18 protein-coding genes are annotated in these 20,768 nt (G+C 70.0%); 10 read left to right on the top strand and 8 right to left on the bottom strand.

The window, feature by feature from the left end; genetic code table 11:
- Window positions 1-44: 44 nt before the first annotated feature.
- Window positions 45-608, bottom strand: coding sequence for a type IV pilin N-terminal domain-containing protein (locus Hbl1158_RS12920; RefSeq protein WP_234297664.1), 564 nt, complete (start codon window positions 606-608; stop codon window positions 45-47).
- A gap of 179 nt (window positions 609-787) precedes the next feature.
- On the opposite strand from Hbl1158_RS12920, the gene Hbl1158_RS12915 reads away from it, so the two are divergent.
- Window positions 788-1,990, top strand: coding sequence for a lycopene cyclase domain-containing protein (locus tag Hbl1158_RS12915; protein WP_234297663.1), 1,203 nt, complete (start codon window positions 788-790; stop codon window positions 1,988-1,990).
- A gap of 60 nt (window positions 1,991-2,050) precedes the next feature.
- Here the strand turns inward: Hbl1158_RS12915 and Hbl1158_RS12910 are convergent, their stop codons facing one another.
- A complete protein-coding gene (locus Hbl1158_RS12910) occupies window positions 2,051-2,902 on the bottom strand; it encodes a class I SAM-dependent methyltransferase (protein ID WP_234297662.1) in 852 nt (283 codons plus the stop codon).
- Window positions 2,903-3,033: 131 nt separating this feature from the next.
- Window positions 3,034-4,821, bottom strand: coding sequence for a dihydroxy-acid dehydratase (gene ilvD, locus Hbl1158_RS12905; protein ID WP_234297661.1), 1,788 nt, complete (start codon window positions 4,819-4,821; stop codon window positions 3,034-3,036).
- 329 nt (window positions 4,822-5,150) lie between these two features.
- Here ilvD and Hbl1158_RS12900 point away from each other — a divergent pair, with 329 nt between their 5' ends.
- Window positions 5,151-7,010, top strand: a complete 1,860-nt coding sequence (locus Hbl1158_RS12900) for a histidine kinase N-terminal 7TM domain-containing protein (protein ID WP_234297660.1) — start codon at window positions 5,151-5,153, stop codon at window positions 7,008-7,010.
- A gap of 86 nt (window positions 7,011-7,096) precedes the next feature.
- Here Hbl1158_RS12900 and Hbl1158_RS12895 read toward each other — a convergent pair whose 3' ends face one another.
- Together Hbl1158_RS12895 and Hbl1158_RS12890 are read right to left on the bottom strand one after the other, a co-directional pair.
- Window positions 7,097-7,963: an alpha/beta hydrolase gene (locus Hbl1158_RS12895; protein WP_234297659.1), complete on the bottom strand. Its 867-nt coding sequence runs from the start codon at window positions 7,961-7,963 to the stop codon at window positions 7,097-7,099.
- Between the two features lie 126 nt (window positions 7,964-8,089).
- A complete protein-coding gene (locus Hbl1158_RS12890; protein WP_234297658.1) occupies window positions 8,090-12,379 on the bottom strand; it encodes an LAGLIDADG family homing endonuclease in 4,290 nt (1,429 codons plus the stop codon).
- Between the two features lie 400 nt (window positions 12,380-12,779).
- Here Hbl1158_RS12890 and Hbl1158_RS12885 point away from each other — a divergent pair, with 400 nt between their 5' ends.
- The 4 genes from Hbl1158_RS12885 to Hbl1158_RS12870 all read left to right on the top strand — a co-directional run bounded on the left by Hbl1158_RS12885 (window position 12,780) and on the right by Hbl1158_RS12870 (window position 15,648).
- Window positions 12,780-12,998, top strand: a complete 219-nt coding sequence (locus Hbl1158_RS12885) for a hypothetical protein (RefSeq protein ID WP_234297657.1) — start codon at window positions 12,780-12,782, stop codon at window positions 12,996-12,998.
- A 102-nt stretch (window positions 12,999-13,100) separates the two neighbouring features.
- A complete protein-coding gene (tmk, locus tag Hbl1158_RS12880; RefSeq protein WP_234297656.1) occupies window positions 13,101-13,703 on the top strand; it encodes a dTMP kinase in 603 nt (200 codons plus the stop codon).
- 42 nt (window positions 13,704-13,745) lie between these two features.
- Window positions 13,746-14,798: a hypothetical protein gene (locus Hbl1158_RS12875; RefSeq protein WP_234297655.1), complete on the top strand. Its 1,053-nt coding sequence runs from the start codon at window positions 13,746-13,748 to the stop codon at window positions 14,796-14,798.
- A gap of 7 nt (window positions 14,799-14,805) precedes the next feature.
- Window positions 14,806-15,648, top strand: coding sequence for a hypothetical protein (locus Hbl1158_RS12870; RefSeq protein ID WP_234297654.1), 843 nt, complete (start codon window positions 14,806-14,808; stop codon window positions 15,646-15,648).
- A gap of 100 nt (window positions 15,649-15,748) precedes the next feature.
- Here Hbl1158_RS12870 and Hbl1158_RS12865 read toward each other — a convergent pair whose 3' ends face one another.
- Entirely contained in the window at window positions 15,749-16,066 is a 318-nt protein-coding gene (locus tag Hbl1158_RS12865) for a hypothetical protein (RefSeq protein WP_234297653.1), read from the bottom strand.
- Window positions 16,067-16,247: 181 nt separating this feature from the next.
- Between Hbl1158_RS12865 and Hbl1158_RS12860 the strand changes: the two genes are divergently transcribed.
- Window positions 16,248-17,297: a thiamine pyrophosphate-dependent enzyme gene (locus tag Hbl1158_RS12860; RefSeq protein ID WP_234299538.1), complete on the top strand. Its 1,050-nt coding sequence runs from the start codon at window positions 16,248-16,250 to the stop codon at window positions 17,295-17,297.
- Between the two features lie 30 nt (window positions 17,298-17,327).
- On the opposite strand, the gene Hbl1158_RS12855 is transcribed toward Hbl1158_RS12860, so the two are convergent.
- A complete protein-coding gene (locus Hbl1158_RS12855) occupies window positions 17,328-17,564 on the bottom strand; it encodes an Lrp/AsnC ligand binding domain-containing protein (RefSeq protein WP_234297652.1) in 237 nt (78 codons plus the stop codon).
- 81 nt (window positions 17,565-17,645) lie between these two features.
- On the opposite strand from Hbl1158_RS12855, the gene Hbl1158_RS12850 reads away from it, so the two are divergent.
- Together Hbl1158_RS12850 and Hbl1158_RS12845 are read left to right on the top strand one after the other, a co-directional pair.
- On the top strand, window positions 17,646-18,350 hold the full coding sequence (locus tag Hbl1158_RS12850) for a TrkA family potassium uptake protein (protein ID WP_234299537.1): 705 nt from the start codon (window positions 17,646-17,648) through the stop codon (window positions 18,348-18,350).
- A complete protein-coding gene (locus tag Hbl1158_RS12845; protein ID WP_234297651.1) occupies window positions 18,351-18,581 on the top strand; it encodes an Lrp/AsnC ligand binding domain-containing protein in 231 nt (76 codons plus the stop codon).
- A 69-nt stretch (window positions 18,582-18,650) separates the two neighbouring features.
- On the opposite strand, the gene Hbl1158_RS12840 is transcribed toward Hbl1158_RS12845, so the two are convergent.
- Window positions 18,651-19,241: a DUF5813 family protein gene (locus Hbl1158_RS12840; RefSeq protein ID WP_234297650.1), complete on the bottom strand. Its 591-nt coding sequence runs from the start codon at window positions 19,239-19,241 to the stop codon at window positions 18,651-18,653.
- A gap of 159 nt (window positions 19,242-19,400) precedes the next feature.
- Between Hbl1158_RS12840 and Hbl1158_RS12835 the strand changes: the two genes are divergently transcribed.
- Window positions 19,401-20,654 carry a carboxylate--amine ligase gene (locus tag Hbl1158_RS12835; RefSeq protein WP_234297649.1) on the top strand — a complete coding sequence of 418 codons (1,254 nt, stop codon included), beginning with the start codon at window positions 19,401-19,403 and terminating at the stop codon, window positions 20,652-20,654.
- The last annotated feature ends 114 nt before the right edge of the window (window positions 20,655-20,768 follow it).

The raw sequence follows: 20,768 nt of genomic DNA, 5'->3' as shown, positions 1-20,768 counted from the left end.
GCGGAACACACGTCCCGATCCGATAGCGGGAGCGGACTCTCGATTCAACCACCCGCGTACGTCCACTCGGCGATCACGGACCCGGTCTCGCCGTTCTCGCTGAGCCAGTAGACACGAACAGTCGCGTCCGAGAGGTCCAGTTTTCGAAGGCTACCCAGGTTCCCGGAGCCGTCGTTCGAGACGAAATCGAGGTCGCTAATCGTGTAGCTGTCACCCGCGCTCACCTCGCCCGTATTACCGAAGAGGTTGCCGCCCCCCGCGTAGTTCGGCTCGAAGGTGAGGTCCGTCCCGATCACGTTCCCGTTCTGATCGATCTCCTTCGCCCCCGTGACGGTCACGTTGATCCGGTCGGCCCGGATCGTCTCGCCGCCAACGAACGACACGGAGAGGTTGTCGGAGCCCCGATCCGGGTCGCCCGGCAGGTAACTGGCCGTGTCACCCTCCTGCGAGTAGTCGAACTCGAATGAGCTACTCGGTGGGGGTTCCTGGACGGAGTTGGCGATGCCGAGAACGTACACCGAGGCGGTACCGGCGAGGATGACCGTGACCGCGACGAGGATCACGACGCCGATGACCGAGGATGCGGCCCGTTCGTCCGAGTGCACCACGAAACGTTCCTCTCTGTTGACTGGTCTTTAATCTACTGGAGGCCACGAACTACGCGGAACGACGGACGGAGGTTCGACCCACGCCGTCGCCGCGGCCGAGACGGATCGAGGTAGCGGAGCGAAATCTCCGCGACCCGGGTCGGCGCATCACTTAATCGCGTTCCGTCCTAGCACGCAACATGGCGATCGCCCGCCACGGCCGCGGCCCGGGGGCAGTCGCGCGAGCGTACGCGTCACAGGTCCACCCGGTGTTCATGCTCCCGCCGGTGGCGACGGCGCTGTTCGGAGCGGCCCTGGCCGGCGAGTTCGACCCCGCGCTCGCGCTCGTCCACGCGGGAACCGCCTTCTTCGCCGTCTACACCGCCCACGTGAAGGACGGGTACGTGGACTTTCACCGTCGCGGCGAGGACGACGACCACCCGATGACCGAGCGGGGCTGTCGGCTCGGACTCGTCGGCGCGACGCTGGGATTCCTCGCGTGTCTGGCCGGGGTGGCCGTCCTCGCGGAGTCGACGGCGACGCCGCTCGCCGTCGCGCTCGTGACGCCGACGTGGGTCATCGGCTACCTCCACGCGCCGCAGTTCGACACCAATCCCGTCACGACGACGCTCGGGTACCCCGTGGGAATCGGGCTGTGTCTGCTCGGCGGGTACGCCGCACAGACCGGGCGGATCGCGGCCGCACCGATCGCGCTGGCGGCCGTGCTCGTCGTCACCCTCGCCGGGGTGAAGGTGATCGACGACGCGCAGGACTACGAATACGACCGCTCCATCGACAAGCGGACCGTCGCTGTCACGCTGGGACCGCGGCGCGCCCGTCGCCTCGCGACCGTCGCGCTCGGGGTCGGACTGTTCGCGGTCGTCCCCCTCGCGATCGCGCGCGTTCTCCCGGCGAGCGCGCCCGCCGCGAGCCTCGCGTTCGGCGGGGTCGTCGCGGTCGCCGTTCGCAAGGACTCCGGGACCGCGACGATGCTGCTGGTGCGCGGAGCCTACCTCTTTCTCGCTGGGCTGCTCGTGGCGACGTTCTTCCGGCCGCTCGCGGACGCGCCGCTCCCTGACATCACCGTGCTCGGTCCGTACACCTACCTCGCGACCGAGGTCGTCTTCGGAACCGCGGCGCTCGCGCTGCTCGTCCGCGCCGGGCGAGACGCGACCCGCCGCGCCGCCGCGACGATAGCCCTCCTCTACCCCGTCGCGTACGTCTGGGACTGGTACACGCTGGAGGTCGGCGTGTTCTCCATCCCGATGCGGACCGGGATCGAACTGCTGGCGATTCCGCTGGAGGAGCACCTGTTCATGCTCGTCGTCCCCGCGCTGGTACTCGGGATCCACGAGACCGTGCACGCACGACGCGACGCGGAACCGGCCGACGAGGACGCCTGAAGTCGGCGTCGGCGCGTCCAGCCGTCGGCCGTCCGGTCACGACTCGCCCGGCAGCGTCGATCAGGCTCCCGGCGCGTCCGATCGCAGTTCGCCTTTGACGGTCACCAGTAGCGGGAGGGACGCGTCGCCCTCGAACCGCCACCGTCCGCGGTCGTCCTGGACCATCTGCGGCGAACGCCGGATCGGCGAGAACGGGTGCTCGTGGACGAACTCGATCCGGATCCCGGCGTCGGCGAGCGCGGTCACGATCTCGCCGAGTCCGTGTATCCACTTGTGCGTGGACCCGTCAGCGGCCGATACGGGTGCGTCGCTCGAGAAGTACGGATGTTCGACCGATATCGGGTCCTCACCCGCCCCGAGATCGTCCGAGAGCGCGGTCGCGATCGGGTGGTGTTCGGCGAGGTAGAACGTCCCGCCGGGCTCGAGCAACTCGGCGACGACCGCCGCCCAGCGGTCGAGGTCGGGGAGCCAACACAGCACGCCGAAGTTCGTGACGAGCGTGTCGTACCGCTCGTCGTGGTCGTCGGGAAGGTCGTACACGTTCGAGCGGACGAACTCGGCGCGGTCCGCCAACCCGGCCTCGTCGGCGATCTCTCGCGCCACGCGCACGCTTTCGGCCGAGATGTCGACGCCGGTCACCGTCGCCCCCTCGCGCGCCCACGAGAGCGTTCGTGTCCCGATCGAACACTGGAGGTCCAGCAGCCGCGACCCGGAGGCGTCGCCCAGTTCCTCCCGCTGGACGGGAAGCAGCGCCGACTCCCCTGCGAGGAACGCCTCGATCTCGTCGGTCCCGTCCGTCGCCGAGACCGGTTCGACCATGGACTCCCAGTGCTCGCGGTTCGCCTCGAAGCGCGCGGACAGCGCCCGGCCGGAACCGTCGCCGTCGTCGGCCCCGTCGTCGTCACCGTTCATACGCCGGAGGTGTCGCCGGCACGATACTTGGCCGTTCCGCGAACGTCGTTTCTGTCCGACGGTCCACACTTCGGCCGGAACCCGACGATCCGACGATCGCAACCGGCGGCACGTCGGGACGGAGCGCCCGATCAGTCGCGCTTCGCCCTCGGATTCGTGACCGCGCCGTTGGCGGCGCTCCCGAAGTCACGGGCGAACTTCGCGAAGACGCCCCCCGCGTACTGCGGCTCCGGCGGCTCGTACGCCTCGGCTCGCCGGGCCAGTTCCGCATCGTCCACGTCCACCGAGAGTTCGCGCTCGGGGATGTCAACCGTCACCGTGTCGCCCTCCTCGACGAGGCCGATCGGCCCGCCCTCGACGGCCTCGGGAGCGACGTGGCCGATCATCGGCCCGCGCGTCGCGCCCGAGAAGCGCCCGTCGGTCAGGAGCGCCACGTCGTCCTCGTGGCCCGCGCCGACGACCGCGGCGGTGACGCCGAGCATCTCGCGCATGCCGGGGCCGCCGCGCGGGCCCTCGTTGCGGATGACGATCACGTCGCCCGACTCGATCTCTCCCGACTGCACGTACTCCATGGCGTCTTCCTCGGCTTCGAACACGCGGGCCGGCCCTTCGTGGTGGAACGCGTCGTCGCCGGTCACCTTCAGGACCGCGCCGTCGGGCGCGAGGTTGCCCGTCAGGATCTTGATCGCGCCCTCCTCGGTGTAGGGCTCGTCGACCGTGTACAGGAAGTCCGCGTCGATGTCCTCGTCGTCCGGGAGGTGGCCCGTCTCTTCCAGGTGGGCGATCTCCTCGGCCATCGTCCGACCGGTCACCGTCATCGCGTCGCCGTGCATGTACCCGCCCTCGATGAGCCGGCGGATCACGACCGGGACGCCGCCGACCTCGTCGAGGTCCTGCATGACGCGCGTGCCGCCGGGCTGGAGGTTCGCGATCTTCGGCGTGCGTCGGGATATCTCGTCGAACTCCGTGATGCCCAACTCGACGTCCGCCTCCGCCGCCAGCGCGAGCAGGTGGAGCACGGCGTTGGTCGAACCGCCCATCGCCACCTGCACCGCGATGGCGTTCTCGAACGACTCCTTCGTCAGGATGTCCGAGGGGCGGCGGTCCTCGCGGACGCACTCCAGCGCGAGTTCGCCCGCGCGGCGGGCGGTGTCGTAGCGCTCGGGCGACTCGGCCATCGGCGACGCCGACCCCAGCGGTGCCATCCCCAGCGCCTCCGAGATGCTGGCCATCGTGTTCGCGGTGAACATCCCGCCGCACGAGCCCGCACCCGGGCAGGCGTGGCGCTCCATCTCGTCCAACTCGTCGGCGCTCATGTCGCCCTCGGCGTAGGTGCCGACGCCCTCGAAGACGTTCTGGACGGTCACGTCGCGGCCCTCGTGCTCGCCGGGTCTGATCGATCCGCCGTACAGGAACACCGACGGGAGGTCGGTTCTGATGGACGCCATCAGCATCCCGGGGAGGTTCTTGTCGCAGCCGGCGACCGTGACGAGCGCGTCCATGCGCTCGCCGAAGGAGACCAGCTCGACGGAGTCGGCGATCACCTCGCGGGAGACGAGGCTCGCTTTCATCCCCTCGGTCCCCATCGAGATGGCGTCGGAGATGGTGACGGTGCCGAACTCGATGGGCATCCCCTCGGCCTCCTCGATGCCCTCGCGGGCGGCGTCGGCCACGTCGTCGAGGTGGACGTTACACGGCGTGATGTCGGCGGCGGGGTTCGGGATCCCGACCATCGGTGACGACAGGTCCTGATCGTCGTATCCCATCGCGCGGAACATCGCGCGGTGGGGCGCGCGCTCGGCCCCGGCGGTCACCTCGCGGCTCCGGAGGGACTCGTCCTTCTCGCCGGCGAACGCGTCGGCGTCGGCGGCGTCGTCGGCCGCGTCGCCTGCGCGGTCGGGCGGCTCCTGCTTGCTCATGTCCGCAGGTCGGCGTCCGCCCTCATAAACTGCCGTACACGAACAGATGTTGCTGTCGCGGTCGGCGGTGCGGGCGCGGACGGGCGGACCGATGCGGACGCGGACGGCCGAACCGATGCGGACGCGGACGGTCGAACCGACACCGACCGACGATCGACGACCGGACAGACGTGTCATAGGAACACTACGTATATCGCAACACTACGCGGCTGACGGTATTTTTAAGCGCTGTTCGTTCCATCGGTGGTCCACTCGCGGACTCGTGGTCGCACACCGTCGCCGGGAACGCCGGTTCGCACGGACGCGCCCGTACCGGAGGCCATCGCACGATGAGTGTAGTCACCTACGTCGTTCCGCTGTTGCTGCTCGGGGGAGTCGTCTCGGCCGCGATGCTGGTCGCGGTGCTGTGGCGTCGACCCGTGACGCTCGGGGGGCCGGAGATCGTCGGCTTCGTGGCTCTCGCGCTCGGGGCGACGCTCTGGACGTGGTCGTACGCGCTCCAGTTGCGCGCCGACTCGCTGTCGGTGATTCTCGCGTACAACAACCTCCTCTGGATCGGCACCGGCCTCGTCGGCGCGTCGTGGCCCGTCTTCGCGTTCGCCGTCGCCGGCGACGACTGCTGGCTCACCCGTCGCCGGATCGCGGTCGTCTCGGGCGTCCCGCTGGCGTTCGCCGCGCTGGCCGTCTCGAACCCGGCACACCACCTGATCTACGCGGACGCGACCGTCGTCGCCGGCGAGGTGACCAGATCGGACGTGACGCCCGGGATCGGGTACCTGGCGTTCGTCCTGTGGTCGTACACGGTGAACGTCTACGTGCTCTGGCGACTCGTGCGAAGCGTCCGAGGGACGACGGGAACGCTCCGATCGAGGCGACTGGCCGTCCTCGCGGCGGGGCTGTTGCCGACGCTCGCGGGACTGGTGAGCATCTTCTTGTTCCCCGGTGACGGGCAGCCGATCGACTTCACCCCGGTCATGTTCGCGGTGACGACCGTGCTCACGGGGGTCGCGATCACGCGCTACCGACTGCTTGACTCGATCGCGGTCGCGCAGGACCACATCGTCAACCACCTCTCGGATCCGGTCGTGATCGTCGACGACGACGGGAGGATCCGGGCGACGAACGAGGCCGCCCGGCAGCTGTTCGGCGACGAGCGCGTCGTCGGGGCGGCAGTCGGGGACGCGTTCGGCGCGCACCCGGATCTCGTCGAGGCGATCCGGGCGACCTCCGGGACGAACGCAGAGGCGGTCACCGTGACGGTCGACTGGGAGACCCGCCGGAGCCGAGCGGACGGCGGCGACGGCCTCACCGACGCCCGTTCTACCGACGACCCCGACGACACCTCGGTCGGCGACCCCGACGACCCCCCGGTGGGCGACACCGTCCAGTCGCCCGAACACCGGACGTTCACCACGTCGGTCGGCCCGCTCGAGGACACCGACGCGGCCGTGCTCGTGTTCCGGGACATCACCGAGCGGCGGGCGGCCGAACGCCGAGTGACGATCCTGAACCGCGTGTTGCGCCACGACCTTCGCAACGACATCTCCGTGATCGACGGCTACCTGAGCCTCCTGAAGACGGAACTCGAGGCGTCGGACCGGGAGTCCGAGACGGTGCGCGACGCGCTGTCGGTGCTGTCGGCCAGAACCGAGGGGATGCTCGCGGTCACAGAACAGGCCGCGCTCGCGGAGCGACTCGTCGACGGCGACCCCGAGGTCCGGCGGACCGACCTGGTCGCGCTCGTTCGGTCTCACTGCGAGCAGGTTCGCGTGGAGCACCCGGACGTTCGGTTGGAGACGACCCTCCCGGAGGACCCGGTCACGGTGGCGACGCTGTCGGTGTTCCCCTCGGTCGTCGACAACCTGATCGAGAACGCGATCGAACACGCCGACTCCGACCGCCCGTGGCTCGCCGTCTCCGTCGCCGTCGAGCGCTCCGAGTCGACGGCGACGATCCGCGTCGCCGACGACGGTCCCGGGATCCCCGACGACGACCGCGAGGTGCTCCTGGGACGCGAGCCGTCGCTCGAACGGGCGAACGGACTCGGACTGTGGCTGATCAACCGGATCACCCGGCTCTCCGGCGGCGACATCGCGGTCGAACCCAGCAGGCGCGGCGGGACGGCCGTCTCGGTGACGCTTCCGCTCGCGGCGTCGACCGTCGACGCCGCGAGCGACTCGGCGGCCTGATCCGCGCGTCGGTCGGAGATCCGGCGCGCCGATCGGCTGCCGTCTCGCTCCGGGAGTTCCGTGCGCCGATGCCGAACCGCCTCCGGCTACCGGGACGTCGCCGAATCGGTCGTCCCGGTCCCCGTTCTCGATTCCGTCGCCGCGACGCGGGCGAGCAGTCCGCGGATCGCCGCGGTGACGACCTCCGGCTCGTCGAGCGACGCGGCGTGGCCTGCACCGAGCACGACGCGACAGTCGGCATCGGGGATCAGCGCCGCGAGGCCGCGCGTCTGTCGCCGCACGAACCCGGCGTCGTGCTCGCCGTACATCGTCAGCGTCGGCACGGCGATCGCCCGGAGGTCGACTCGGGTGCGCCCGAACGACGATAGCGCGCGGATCACCTTCGCGAACTCCGCCGTCGACATCGTCGGTCCCCGGTCGCGGATCGCCTCGATCCGCTCGTAGTCGCCGGCGACGCCCTCGCCGGAGACCCGCCGCTGGAGCCACACCATCGCGCGCTCGACGCGCTCGTAGCCGACCAGCCGCGCCGGCAGGATCGTCAGTCGCAACGCCGCGCGCTGCACCCGTTCACCGAGCGTCAGCGGAACCGGCCCGAACGTGTCGGCGAGCACCAGTCCCGACAGCCGGTCGGGGTACCGCGCCGCGAACGTCATCGCGATGCACCCGCCCATCGACAGCCCGCACACGACCGGCCGGTCGAGGTCGAGCGCGTCGATCAGCGCCGCGAGGTCGTCGGCGAACAGGTCGACGGTGTAGGTCCCGCGGTCGGAGCCGCCCGTCCGGCCGTGGCCGCGAACGTCGTACGCGACGACGGTGTACCCCTCGGCGAGCGCGTCGAACTGCGGTTTCCATTGCGCGTGGTCGACGATAGCGCCGTGGACGAACACGACCGGCGGCCCGTCGCCGCGGCGCTCGTAGTACGTCTCGATGTCGTCGGTGACGACGGTTGGCATGTGAACGCGTACGCGCCCCGAGAGGATACCTGTTGCTCGAAAAACACGAACACGGGAGCCGACGATCGGGACCGAACGGGGATTCGAACTCGGGAGGGGAGCGCGGCGACCGGCGTCAGGTCCGGCTCAGCACTCGCTCCACCCACAACTTTCGCAGGTTTTGCAGCCCTCCGAGTAGTACAGCGTCATGCTGCCGCAGTCGGGACACTCGGGCGACTCGCCGTTGGCGATGAGTTCGTCCACCGCGTCCGACTGTCGCTCGGCCGCGCCGGCGTCCTCCGGGCCGGGCGTACCCGCGTCGACGGACGGCTCGCCGGGATCGGAGGCGCTGCCGCCGACGGCGGTGCCGCCGTCGGACTCGGGAGTCGCGGCGTCGGCGTCCGCGTCGGTGCCGACCTCGTCGAGGCTGGTCTGCTCTGGGTAGCCCTTCTCGACCTCGTCGTCGAGGTAGCGGCGCATCGCCGTGCCGATGGCGTCGGGGATGGACTGGATCTGCTCGCCCTTGTCCCAGGCGATCTTCGGGCTCCGGGTGCCCTGCAGTTCGTCGACGATCTCCCGGGGATCGACCCCCGAGCGCAGCGCCGTCGAGATCACCTTCGCCAGCGACTCAGTGAAGGAGTTCGTGAAGCCGCCGGAGTGGCCGATGTTGGCGAACAGCTCGAACGGCTCGCCGCTTTTCGGGTCCTCGTTGATGGTGATGTACATCTTCCCGTAGCCGGTCTCGATGAGCTGGGTGACCCCGCGCAGCGAGTCCGGCCGGGCGCGCTTCTCGGTGTAGTCGATGTGGACCGTCTTCTCGTCGGCGGCCTCCAGCAGGTCCGACACCTCCTCGTCGAGCGCCGCCTGGACGTCCTCGTTCTCGAGGAAGCCCTCGATACCGCCGAAGACCTCCGAGATCTGCGCGACGAGCGCCTCGGCTGCCTCGCTCTCGTCGGCGAAGTCGGCGTTGTCCGCGCGCGTGGTGAGCACCTGCTTCGAGCGGGTGCCGTCGCGGTAGTAGGTGACGCCCTTGCCGCCGTGCTCGTAGATGTACTCGAAGACCTCCTGTGCGTCCTCGAGCGTGGAGTCGTTCGGCGCGTTGACCGTCTTCGAGATGGCCGAGTCGACGCCCGTCTGGCAGGCGACCTGCACGCCCGCGTGGTCCTTCGCGGTGAGATCGCCGGTGACGACGAACAGCTCGCCGATGGCGTCCGGGACCGTGTCGAGGCCGTCGACGCCGTCGAACTCGTTGGCCGCCATCTGCTCTTGCGCCTCGCGCTTGACGGCGTCGACGTCGACGTCGTTGGCCTCCAGCGTGCGCAGGAAGTAGTCGTCGAACTCGACGAGCATCTCGTCGCCCTGCACGTCGTCGGAGACGTTCTTGTAGTAAGCGACGTTGTAGATGGGCTCGCAGCCGCCGGTGGTGTTACCCACCATCGACGTGGTGCCCGTCGGCGCGATCGTCGTCGTGTTGTGGTTGCGGATCGGGTAGCCGTCCTCCCAGTCGTGGGGGTCCTCGCCGACGTACTGCTCGAACCAGTCGGCGTAGCGGACGGGGTCGGCGTACTTCGAGTCCTCCCAGTCGTTGAAGACGCCGCGCTCCTCGGCGAGGTCGTGGCTGGCGGCCTTCGACTCGTGGTTGATGTGCGTCATCAGCTCCTCGGCGATCGCGTTGCCGGTGTCGGAGCCGTAGCGGACGCCCAGTTGGATGTACAGCTGTGCCAGCCCCATGACGCCGAGGCCGATCTTCCGCATGTCGCGGACCTTCCGTTCGATCTCCGGAACCGGGAAGTCCGACATGGTGACGACGTTCTCGAGGAAGCGCGTCCCCATCTCGATGCGGTGGTCGAACGCCTCCCAGTCGATGGCCTCTTCGAGGAACGCCGCGACCGCGGCGTCCTCGGAGTCGTACTCGTCGGCGTGTTCCTCGCTCCAGACGCGCCAGTCGGGCGCGTCCAGGTCCGCGAGCGTGGAGAGGTTGATGTGGCCGAGGTTACAGGCCTCGTACTCCTCCAACGGCTGCTCGCCGCAGTTGTGAACCACGAGCCCGTTTGCGACGAACGAGTGCGTTTCCGGTTCCGTCAGATCGTACACCGGTTCGTGTCCGTCGGACTCGACCGACTCGACAGTCGCCTCGAAGCGCTCGGCGTACGGTCCGCGGTCGTAGCCCTCGAGCCGCTCGTCGAGCGCATCGTTCTTCGAGTCGAGCAGGAACCCGATCTCCTCGCGGAACCGAACGAGGTTGTCCTTGGCGACGACGAGGTCGTGATCGGCTTGACGCTCGTACATCGCGGTGCCGCCGTTCCCGTCGGGCAGCTCGTGCTCGCCCGCCTCGTGGCGCTCCTCGTAGATCTTGCTCGCGATCCCGAAGTTCAACAGAAGCTGCTGTGCCTCCTTCAGGAGACTCGTGCTCGTGCTCGTGAGGCGGACCGAGTTACCCTTCTCCTGTGTTCCCTGCACGCCGCCGTCGGCGGTGAACAGCGCACGCAGGAATTCACGGGCCATCTCCTCGCTGCCACGCATCACGGCGTCGGGTACCTGGAGTTTCTCTTCCGTGAGCCCCGCCTCCTCGGCGTATTCATACAGCCGGGTCGACCGGACTCGCTGTTCGATCGCCTGCGCGCCGCGGTAGTCGTCGTCGCGGGATATGTCAGAAACGCCGACCTCGTAGTCGGCGTTCCCCGCCGGCTCGCGAACCACGTCGTTCACGTCCGCGGCGAACGCCTCGGAGACCTCGCTGTCCCCGTCGTAGAAGTTGAGGACCGCTCGCTCCTCGCCGTGTTTCAGGTGGCCGTCACCGACAAGCCAGCCGAGCACGCGTCCCTCCTCGGCCGAACCGTGCTGGCCGAACGACCCCTTCCGGTTCTGGATGTGTACCGTGTCACCTGTGTCGAGGTCGGCAGCTTCGACCCAGCCGTCTTCGGTCATCACGCGGTGGTCGGCAGTAAGCCGGAGTTCGTACCCCTCCTCGGTCGTCAGCTTGACCACGTCCTTCTCGCCGGTCCTGTAGACGCTACTGGCTTCCTTGACCGTCTCGTCGCTGAGACGCCCGTCGACGACGACATCGCGTGCGACGCCCTGCTCGTACAGTTCCTCAGCCGGAACGAGTCCGTTCTCGGTACTGATGAGCGTGTCGCCGGTAACACACGGATTCGTCGCGAGGATGCGGTGCTCGGGATTTTCTTCCACGTCGAAGCTGTGGAGCTTGTTGATGCGTTCGAGGTAGACGACGCCGGGTTCGCCGTTCTCGTGGGCACCCTCGACGATGTGGTCCCAGACCTCCTGGGCCGGCACCGACAGGGTCTCGCCGACCTCGACGTGTTCGCCGAGGCCGAACATCTCGTACAGCTCCTTCGTCTCGGGGGTGGCGACGTGCGGCTCCTCGGTGCGGGGGTTGGTGAAGGTGAACTCCTCGCCGTTCTCCAGCGCGTCCATGAAGTCGTCGGTGACGCCGACGGAGATGTTGAAGTTCGAGAGGTGGCCTTCGACGGCGTTGCGGAGGTGCTTGGGCACCTTCCCGTCGTCGTCGATCAGATCGCGCGCCTCGTCGAGCGCCTCCTTGAAGCTCGTGTGCGTGTAGTCGTCGGGGTCGTTCAGGCGGAGCGTGTTCGCCAGCGAGACGTCCTTGTTCTTCGCGTGGATGAACTGGATGACGTCGGGGTGGGAGACGCGCATGACGCCCATCTGCGCGCCGCGGCGCGCGCCGCCCTGTGCGATCGTCTCGCACATCTGGTCGAACGTCCGCATGAACGTGATCGGGCCGGAGGCGATCCCTCCCGTGCTCCCGACCGCGTCGCCGTAGGGGCGGAGCTTCCAGAAGGCGTACCCCATCCCGCCGCCGGACTGGAACACCTGGGCGGCCTCCTTGGCCGTCTGGTGGATGTCGTCGATGTCGTCGGCGGGCGAGTCGACGAAACACGCCGAGAGCTGCTGGAGCTCGTCGCCGGCGTTCATCAGCGTCGGCGAGTTCGGCATGAACGAGAGCTGCTCCATCAGTTCCCGGAACTCGTCGGCCGTCTCCTCGACGTGCGCGCGGACGTCGTCGGGGAGTTCGGGGACGATCGTCTCGTAGGCGAACTTGTTGACGTTGTGGACGGTCAGCTCGGTCTCGGCGTTCGCGTCGGCCGTGACGCCCGCGCCGAACACCTCGGCGGCGAGCTCGTCGCGACGCGGGTGATCGGGCTTGAGCTGGTCGGGCGTGACGGTGATGGGGTCGTCGGCCGCGTGGACGGCCTCCGCGAGCGCGACGTTGCGCGCGACGCGAACGAACAGGTCCTCCTGGGACTCGGTCAACTCGCCGTCGGCGTCCTTGCGGAGGTAGCGCGCGGGCAGGATGTTGTCGTAGGCGTTGTCGGTGAGGCGCTCGCGGAGCGTGTCGCCGTCGGTGCGTTTGATCGGCAGTTCGAGTTCGTCCGCGCCGAGGTCCGCGCGACTCATTCGTCGCGGACCTCCCCGGGAGAGCCGGTCGTGACGCGGCGGTCGGTGAGTGAGTAGTGGTGTTCCATGGTGCTATCGGACGGACGTTCGGTACCGGACCCACGCAGATAAACGGCGTGGGTTCCGGTAGGGTTGTATTAGTTCAAACTCACTTGATGTAGCCGTGGCTTATCGGTGTGAGCCCGAACGCGTCGGATTCGGTCCGTATCACCGTACAACGACCGACACTATAAGGGTGTTCAGACCGGGGTGAAAGTGATCATTCGACGACGCGATCGGTGGCACCGGCACTCGTCCCCGGACCGCGGTCGCTCGTCCCTGGACCGCAGTCGCTCGTTCCGCACCGCGGTCGTCCGTCTCGGGGACAAGGGGTATAACGGATGCCGCAGAAGGGCGGGCCATGGATGCCACACTCACGGCGGCGACGGTCGCATCGAGCGCCCTGCTACAGCTCCCCGGACCGCTCGACACGACGCTGGGCAAGGTGTTCCTGGCGCTCGTGGCGTTCCTGGTCGTGTTGACCGTCGGACGGGTCCTGCTCAGCTTCGCCTGGAAGTTGGCGCTGTTGGCGGCCGTCGGTATCGGGGCGTTTCTCCTGGTGACGACGTTCCTGTTGTAGGGTCGAACGTCCCCGCTGATCGGCGAGGGTCGCGGCGACCCGTTCGTCGGTCGCCGACACGCAAGCGGTAAGCCTCCGGCCCGTCACCCGCGAACGAGAACGATGCTCCTCACGCTGGAAGGACTCGACGGGAGCGGGAAGACCACCGCCTGGGAGGCGCTACGTCACGATCGTCCCGAGGCGACGTTCACCCGCGAACCGACCGACTCGTGGTACGGCGAGGCGGTCCGCCGGTCGCTCGGCGACGACGACACCGACCCGCTCGCGGACCTGTTCTGCTTCGTCGCCGACCACGCGGACCACCTCTCGCGGGTGGTGCGCCCCGCGCTCGCCGACGGCGACCTGGTGGTCTCCGACCGCTACACCGACTCGCGATACGCCTATCAGGCCGCGACCCTCGCCGACAGCGACCTCCAGCGCCCGCTGGAGTACATTCGCGGCATCCACGGGGCGTTCACCCGCGAGCCGGACGCGACCATCTACCTCGACGTGGACCCCGAGACGGCGGCCGCGCGCGCCGGGGCGACCGACAAGTACGAGCGGGCGTCCTTTCTCTCGGAGGTGCAGTCGAACTACGAGCGCCTGATCGACGCCGAGCCGGAGCGCTTCGTCCGCGTCGACGCCACGCGCTCGCCCGAGGCGGTGATCGACGCCGTCGAGGACACCGTCGACCGGCTGGTCGAGGCGCACCGCGACGGCGACTGATCCCGTCGACCTTCTTTTGCCCGCAGAGCCCGTGACACGCGTGTGGCTCGCCGCGATCGCTCCAGGTCCGATCACCGCGACTCCGAAGGCCTCGGATCCGACCATCCCGGCTCCGAACGCTCCGGGTCCGATCGGGGGTCAGGAGCCGTCGCCGTCGCCCTCGCGGTCGTCCTCGTCCTCTCGGGATGTGCCGGCGCGCTCCCCGGAGTCGCCGGCGACGACGCCGGCGACGGTCCGACGGTGAACCCGGCGCTCGCGGGGACGCCCACGCCGGAGGCAACGCCGGCGGGCGGCTATCCGGTCGGCGTCGCCGCCGACGGCACCGTCGACGCCGAGCGGCTGGTCGCCGCCCACCGCGACGCGCTCGCGACCGGAGCGGCCGCGAACGGCTCGTGGACGGTGACGCTGACCCGGCGGATAGCGGGCCCCGACGGGACCATCGAACGGGCCAGCGCCCGCGTCCGCGTGAACGGGAGCGATCGCCTGTACACGGTCGAGCGCGTCCGGGGGGACGCCCGGCTGCGTTCGGTCCGGTGGAGCAACGGCACCGCCTCAGCGAGTCGGACGGTCGACTGGGACGGGAACGCCTCGCTCGTCGGCCGGCCGGCCGACGGCGACGGCCGCCGCGGGCTCGACACCACCGGCGGGGACTGGCTGACCGCGGTCCTCCGCGGGCTGGACGCGACCTACGTCGCCACCGAGTCGACGCCGAACGGGTCCGTCGCCGTCGTCGAGGCGAGCGCCGGGCGCGTCGAGCAGTTCGGGTCGCCCGACCGGCGGCAGGTCCGTCTCACCGCCCGCGTCGCCGACTCGGGGCTCGTCCGGTCGGTGACGCTCCGGTATCGGATCTCGCTCGGAAACGAGGGGGCCGTCGAGCGCGTGACCGTCGCGACGACCCGGCTCGGAGCCACGACCGTTCCGCGCCCCGACTGGGTGGACCGGGCCCTCGCGACCGCCACCGCGACCGCGACGCCGACCGACAACGAAACCGCCACCGCGACGCCGACCGACAACGAAACCGCCACCGCGACGCCGTCGGCCCCGCGCCTCCCGCCGTCGACTCGAGGGGCTGACTTATCCGGCGGGCGGCCCTGACGATCCCATGGACCGTCGCACGGTCGTCCTCGCGGTCGCGTGCGCGACGCTGTTGGCCGGATGCGGCGGTGTCGCGGGCGGCGGTGTCGCGGGCGGCGACGTCGACGATAGGGCGACGGTGAACCCGGCGCTCGCGGGGACGCCGACGGCCTCGCCGACCCCGACGCCCGCCCCTTCGTACCCGCCCGGGGTCGACGCCGACGGCGTCGACGTGGAGACGCTGATCGCCGAGCACAACGAGGCGCTGTGGCGGACGAGTTCGGCGGTCCGGTTCTCTCGGACCGTCGTCGCGGCGAACGGGACGACGCTTGCCACCCGCCGGAGCGTCACCGAGAGCGACGACGAGCGCGTCCGCTACCGCGTCGAGGTCGACGGAGCGCCCCCGGGGTCGTCGCCGCCGGGGTTCGCCTCGTTCGCGTTCTGGACGAACGGGAGCGTCACGGTCGTCCAGTCCGTCGACGACGCCGGCAACGCGTCCTCGTGGGAGGTGTCGAGCCTCCCGGAGACGGACGACACCCCCGACGACAGCGGCGAGGACCTGCTGATCGACGCGTTCGCCGGAACCGAACCCCGCCTCGTGAACGCCACCGCCGTCGACGGCGAGGAACTGTCCGTGCTCCGCGTCGAACACGAGCGGCTGAACCGGACCGACCGGCGGCCCCTGCGGAACGTCTCGGGAACGCTGTACGTCACCGACGAGGGCGTCGTCCGCGAGTACAGGCTCCGGTACACCGCGACGTACGACACCGAGTCCGGTCCCGTCACGGCGACGACGACCGAGCGCTTCCGGGTGACCGTCGGCGACGCCACGGCGACGGCACCCGACTGGGTGACGACGGCCACCGATTGAATGACGGTGGCAACCGACTGAGTGACGGCACCCACCGACTGAGTGACGGCACCCACCGATTGAATGACGGCACCCACCGACTGAGTTCGTGAACGACGGGCTACTCCGTCGCCGGGAGGTCGTACTCCTCGGGCGGGGGGACGTACAGCAGCTCGATCGTGAACCCGAGCGCGAGCGGGACGCCGATGAACACCGCGAGGAACAGTCCGGCCGCGCCCGCGAACAGCGGCGACGGGATGACCGCGCCCTGGATCAGCCCGAGGACCAACAGGACGACCGGCGAGACGAGCAGCGTGTAGACGACCCACCCCCACTGCGTCTTCAGCCGGATACGGAAGAAGCGCGAGAGTACGGCGACGACGAGGGTGTTCACCGCGAGCGCGACGACGGTGAGCCCGAGCGCGAGCGCAGAGACCATGCGCCGTCTTGGGACCGGGCCGTCTTTGGCCTGTCGGGGGCGGCGATGCGGGCGCGTCGTAGCCGGGTCGCGGGCGCGTTCCCCATCGCGTCGAAGCGCCGTCCTGTCGAGTCGCCATCGCGTCGCCGTCCCGCCGCAATTTATGCCGGATGCCGCGGCAGGTGCGGACATGAGCGACGACGTGACGCGGATCGTCGGGGAGCGCGACCTCGACGCGACGCGATTCGACGCCGAGGACGCCCGCGCGGCCCTGCGCGACATCGTCCGCACCCGTCGGTTCGACGAGCGCGCGCTCGCCCTCCAGCGGCGCGGGTGGATGAGCGGCTACCCGCCGTTCGAGGGACAGGAGGCCGCTCAGGTCGGCGCGGCCCACGCCATGCGCGGCGACGACCGCCTGTTCCCGACGTATCGGTCGAACGCCCTCCAGATCGCCCGCGGCGTCCCGATGAGCGACATCCTGCTGTTCAGGCGGGGGTTCCCCGAGTACCACTCCGACCACGACGTCCCCGTCTTCCCGCAGGCGGTCCCCATCGCCAGTCAGATCCCCCACGCCGCCGGCGCGGGGATGGCTGCGAACTACCGCGGCGAGGACTGGGCGTCGCTCGTGTGCTTCGGCGACGGCGCGACCAGCGAGGGCGACTTCCACGAGGGGCTGAACTTCGCGGGCGTGTTCGACGCGCCGACGGTCTTCTTCTGCGAGAACAACGGGTGGGCCATCTCCCTGCCAGAACGGCGACAGACGGCCAGCGAGTCGATCGCGATCAAGGCGGAAGCGTACGGGATCGAGGGCGTCCGCGTCGACGGCAACGACCCGCTGGCGACGCGGGCGGTCGTCGCTGACGCGCTCGAGCGCGCCCGCGACGGCGACCCGGTGCTGGTGGAGGCGCTCACGTACCGCCGGGGGGCGCACACCACCGCCGACGACCCCAGCCAGTACCGCGACGGCGACCCGGACCTGCCGGCGTGGCGGACGCGCGACCCTCTCGATCGGTTCGCCGAGTGGTGTGAGGACCGGGGGATCGTCGACGGCGACTTCGTCGAGGCGGCCACCGAGGCCGCAGACGAGGAACTGACCGAGGCCGTCGAGACCGCCGAGTCCGTGCCCCGACCCGACCCCGAGGAGCTGTTCGACGCCGCGTACGAGGACCTCCCGCCGAACGTGCGACGCCAGCGCGAGGAGGCGGGGGCGGTCGCCGACGATCACCCCGACAGCTACGAACTGGACCGGTAGGGGCGCGGCCGACGGGGGTCGACTCGCGCCTCACTCCGTCATCGACACGTACGTGCGGGTGTCGACGACGCCCTCGACGCCGCGGACCGCGTCGGCGACCGTGTCGAGGACCGTGTACATGTCCGGCGCGTCGACCTCGGCGACCACGTCGAAGTCGCCGGCGACGACGTGCGACTCGGACACCGACTCGATCCCGGCGACCGCGTCCGCGATCCCGGCGGTGTCCGCGTCTCCGCTCACTTTCACCATCACGAACGCGTGGACCATGGTGTGGTATCACGTCCCACTATCAAAAGCGTTCCCCGGACGGGGAGTATTGTTATGGTCTCCCGTGTCAACTGGTACCACATGCGGTTCATCGTCATCGGATCGGGACGGGTCGGACTGCGCACAGCGCGCGTGCTACGCGAGGAGGGCCACGACGTGACGGTCGTCGAGCGCGACCACGAGCGCGCCGAGCGCGCGCGGGAGGCCGGGTTCGCGGTCGTCGAAGGCGACGGCTCCCGCGAGGACGTGCTGGCGAAGGCTGCCGTCGAGCGCGCCGACGCCGTCGGTGCGCTGACCGGCGATCTCAACGTCAACTTCGCGGCGTGCATGATCGCCAAGCACCACGGCTGTCGCACGGTGATGCGCATCGACGAGGACTACCGCGAGGAGATCTACCAGAAGTACGCCGACGAGGTCGACGAGGTCGTCTACCCCGAGCGACTGGGCGCTATCGGCGCGAAGAACGCCCTCCTGGGCGGGAACATCCGCGCGATCGCCGACATCGCCGAGCACCTCCAGGTGGTGCTGGTCACGATCACCGACCGGTCGCCGATGCGAGGGTACACCCTCTCGGAGGTCGAGTTGCCCTCGCGAGCGCGCCTGCTGGCGTTCGGCAAGGCCGACGAGCCCATGGGGCTCCCGTTCCCCGACGAGTCGCTGGAGGCGGGCGACCGCGTCGCCGTCCTCGCCGACTTCTCCGTGCTCGACGACGTGCGCAGACTGCTCGTCGGCGACGACGCCGACGAGACGCTGGCGTCGGCCGCGAGGAGCGGGGGTGGTGTCTGAATGGTCGTCGCGTACGTGATGGTGAAGGCCACCTCCGGCGACGCCGACCGGATCCGGACGGCGATCGCGGGGCTCGACGGCGTCGAGGAGGCCCACATCGTCGCCGGCGACATGGACTTCGTCGTGAAGGTCGACGTGGGCGGCCCCGCCGACGTGAAGCGCGTCGCCGCCGACGGGATCCAGGCGATCGACGGCGTCGAGGACACCCGCACGTACATCGCGATGGGGTGAGCGACCCCCGGTCGTCAGTCCCTCGGCGTTCCCGCGCTCCCCGGTTTCCTGGTTCCCCGGTTCCCGCCCTCAGAACGGGCCTGCGCCCTCGTCGCCGCCGGCGGCGCGGGCGCGACTGATCAGCCCCGAGACCGGCTCGCCGTACTCGTAGCCGGGGATCACGCCCTGCACGTACGTCCCCTCGACGAAGTCGACGACGGCGACGGCGTCGTCGAGGCCGCGTCGCTCGTTCAGGTCGCGGACCGACTCCGTCACGGTCACCTCGTCGCCGTCGCGCTCGACGGCCGGGTCGAGGTCGTGGCCGGCGGCGGTCACGTCGCCGATGGCGTCGATCCGGCGCTCGAACGTGTCGAGCCAGCCGTCCTCGACCACGTCGGCCACGTCGCCCTCGACGACCGCCGAGAGCGTCGGCACCGTCACGGTCACGTCGAACTCGATCCGTCCGTCGTCCGCCTCGTCGACGGCCACCGCGGCGTCGAACGGCGTCGATGCGACGGCGACCGTCCCCGCGGGACCCCCGTCGGCGACGGCGTCGTGGTCGCCCACGGCGCGGCGGACGCGTCCGGGGAGGGAGTCCTCGTCGCCGTCAGCGTCGTCGCCGTCAGCGTCGTCGCCGGCGACGACGTTGTCGCCGGCGGCAGCGTCGTCGGTGTCGCTCATGGCCGTTCGGAGGGTCGGCGGCCGGATAAGCGGCGCGCTCGCCGGCGGGAGTCGGCGTCGGCGCGTCCGGCCGCGGTCGATGCGTTCCGATCGTCACCGGCGGCGGCAGTCGACGCCGGCGAACGGGGGGCTTTAGCCCGCGGCGGCGAACCTCGGGGCATGGCCGACACCTTCCACGACACCGACGCGCTGGTCTCGGCGCTGGCGGCGGCCGACTTCGACCGACCGCCCGCCCTCGTCGCCAACGCCCACATCACCGGCGCGAGCGTCGCCCGCGCGCTCTCGGCGCACGACGTGCCCGTGATCGCGCTGGACCGCACCGACTCGGGGCTCGCGCCGCCCTCCGACGCCGTCGACTACGCCGGGCAGGTCACCTACCCGCTGGACGACGCCGACGGCTTCCGGGCGGACGTGGAGCGCATCGCCGACGCCCTCGAGTTCGAGCCGGTCGCGTTCGCCTGCATGGACGAGTGGGTGCGCGGGTTCGCCGAGACCGAGCCCGCGGGCGTCCGCCTCCCGTTCTCGGATCTCGCGGGGATCGAGCGCGTGCTCGACAAGTCGAACCTCTACGCGCTGTGTGAGGAGTTGGGCGTGCCGTACCCCGAGACGTACGAGGTCGGCGAGCACGGGATCGACGAGATCGTCGAGACGCTTTCGTTCCCATTCGTCGTCAAGCCCGCGCACAAGCGCAAGTTCGAGGAGGCGTTCGGCACCAACGTCGTCGAGGTCGCCGACCGGGGGGAGTTCGCGGACGTGGTCGCGGAGGCCGAAGAGCACGGCGCGACGGTGCTCGCCCAGGAGAAGGTGCCCGTCGAGGCCGGCCGCGACACCTCGCTCGCGAGCTACATGCCGCCGGGATCCGCCGACCGCGACCCCCTCGCCGTCGTCGGCAACGCCGCCGTGCGCTACCCGGAGTTCGGTACCTCCTGTCTCGTCGAGCGCGTCGAGGAGCCCGCCGTTCGCGAGCACGCCCTCGCTGTGCTGGAGGAGACCGGGTACCACGGCATCAGCGAGTCCGAGTTCGTGTACGACGCCGACCGGGAGGAGTACGTCCTCCTCGATGTGAACACGCGACCGTGGAAGTGGGTCTCGATGCCCGTCGCCGCCGGCGCGAACCTCCCGATGGCCGCCTACGCCGACGCCGTCGCCGGCACCGACGCGACGGTCGAGTACGAGTCCGAGGACCGCGGCGACACGCGCTGGGTGTACCTCCCGGACTACGTCCAGCGGTGTCTCACCGACGAGGCGTTCTGGGACGTGCTCTCCGACGACGACTGGGCCAGCCTGTTCTCGGGCGACTTCGAGCGCGAGGGGGAGCTGACGACCGGGCTGTACCGCCCGAGCGACCCCGGGCCGGCGGTGAAGTACCTCACCGGCGAGTTCACCGATCGAGAGTACTACTGCTCCTGCTGACGCGAGGTCGACGGTGAAGTCGCTGTGTGACTCTCCGATGGGGCTTTTGTTCCAGCCGTACACGTCAGCATATGAATCGCCGAGGCTTCCTCGTTTCGACGGCCGCGCTCGCCG

The sequence above is a fragment of the Halobaculum sp. CBA1158 genome (assembly GCF_021431925.1).
In the GTDB taxonomy this organism is placed as follows: Archaea; Halobacteriota; Halobacteria; order Halobacteriales; family Haloferacaceae; genus Halobaculum.
The sequence above is the reverse complement of the archived record's forward strand: the minus strand, read 5'-3'. Positions and strand labels throughout refer to the sequence as shown.

What these genes read in the sequence shown, in the direction of transcription:
- Hbl1158_RS12855 (WP_234297652.1), bottom strand. Translation starts at nt 17,564, where the DNA reads ATGGTCCACGCGTTCGTGATGGTGAAAGTGAGCGGAGACGCGGACACC.
- Hbl1158_RS12850 (WP_234299537.1), top strand. Translation starts at nt 17,646, where the DNA reads ATGCGGTTCATCGTCATCGGATCGGGACGGGTCGGACTGCGCACAGCG.
- Hbl1158_RS12865 (WP_234297653.1), bottom strand. Translation starts at nt 16,066, where the DNA reads ATGGTCTCTGCGCTCGCGCTCGGGCTCACCGTCGTCGCGCTCGCGGTG.
- Hbl1158_RS12885 (WP_234297657.1), top strand. Translation starts at nt 12,780, where the DNA reads ATGGATGCCACACTCACGGCGGCGACGGTCGCATCGAGCGCCCTGCTA.
- Hbl1158_RS12890 (WP_234297658.1), bottom strand. Translation starts at nt 12,379, where the DNA reads ATGAGTCGCGCGGACCTCGGCGCGGACGAACTCGAACTGCCGATCAAA.
- Hbl1158_RS12900 (WP_234297660.1), top strand. Translation starts at nt 5,151, where the DNA reads ATGAGTGTAGTCACCTACGTCGTTCCGCTGTTGCTGCTCGGGGGAGTC.
- Hbl1158_RS12915 (WP_234297663.1), top strand. Translation starts at nt 788, where the DNA reads ATGGCGATCGCCCGCCACGGCCGCGGCCCGGGGGCAGTCGCGCGAGCG.
- tmk (WP_234297656.1), top strand. Translation starts at nt 13,101, where the DNA reads ATGCTCCTCACGCTGGAAGGACTCGACGGGAGCGGGAAGACCACCGCC.
- Hbl1158_RS12910 (WP_234297662.1), bottom strand. Translation starts at nt 2,902, where the DNA reads ATGAACGGTGACGACGACGGGGCCGACGACGGCGACGGTTCCGGCCGG.
- Hbl1158_RS12845 (WP_234297651.1), top strand. Translation starts at nt 18,351, where the DNA reads ATGGTCGTCGCGTACGTGATGGTGAAGGCCACCTCCGGCGACGCCGAC.
- Hbl1158_RS12870 (WP_234297654.1), top strand. Translation starts at nt 14,806, where the DNA reads ATGGACCGTCGCACGGTCGTCCTCGCGGTCGCGTGCGCGACGCTGTTG.
- Hbl1158_RS12895 (WP_234297659.1), bottom strand. Translation starts at nt 7,963, where the DNA reads ATGCCAACCGTCGTCACCGACGACATCGAGACGTACTACGAGCGCCGC.
- Hbl1158_RS12840 (WP_234297650.1), bottom strand. Translation starts at nt 19,241, where the DNA reads ATGAGCGACACCGACGACGCTGCCGCCGGCGACAACGTCGTCGCCGGC.
- Hbl1158_RS12835 (WP_234297649.1), top strand. Translation starts at nt 19,401, where the DNA reads ATGGCCGACACCTTCCACGACACCGACGCGCTGGTCTCGGCGCTGGCG.
- ilvD (WP_234297661.1), bottom strand. Translation starts at nt 4,821, where the DNA reads ATGAGCAAGCAGGAGCCGCCCGACCGCGCAGGCGACGCGGCCGACGAC.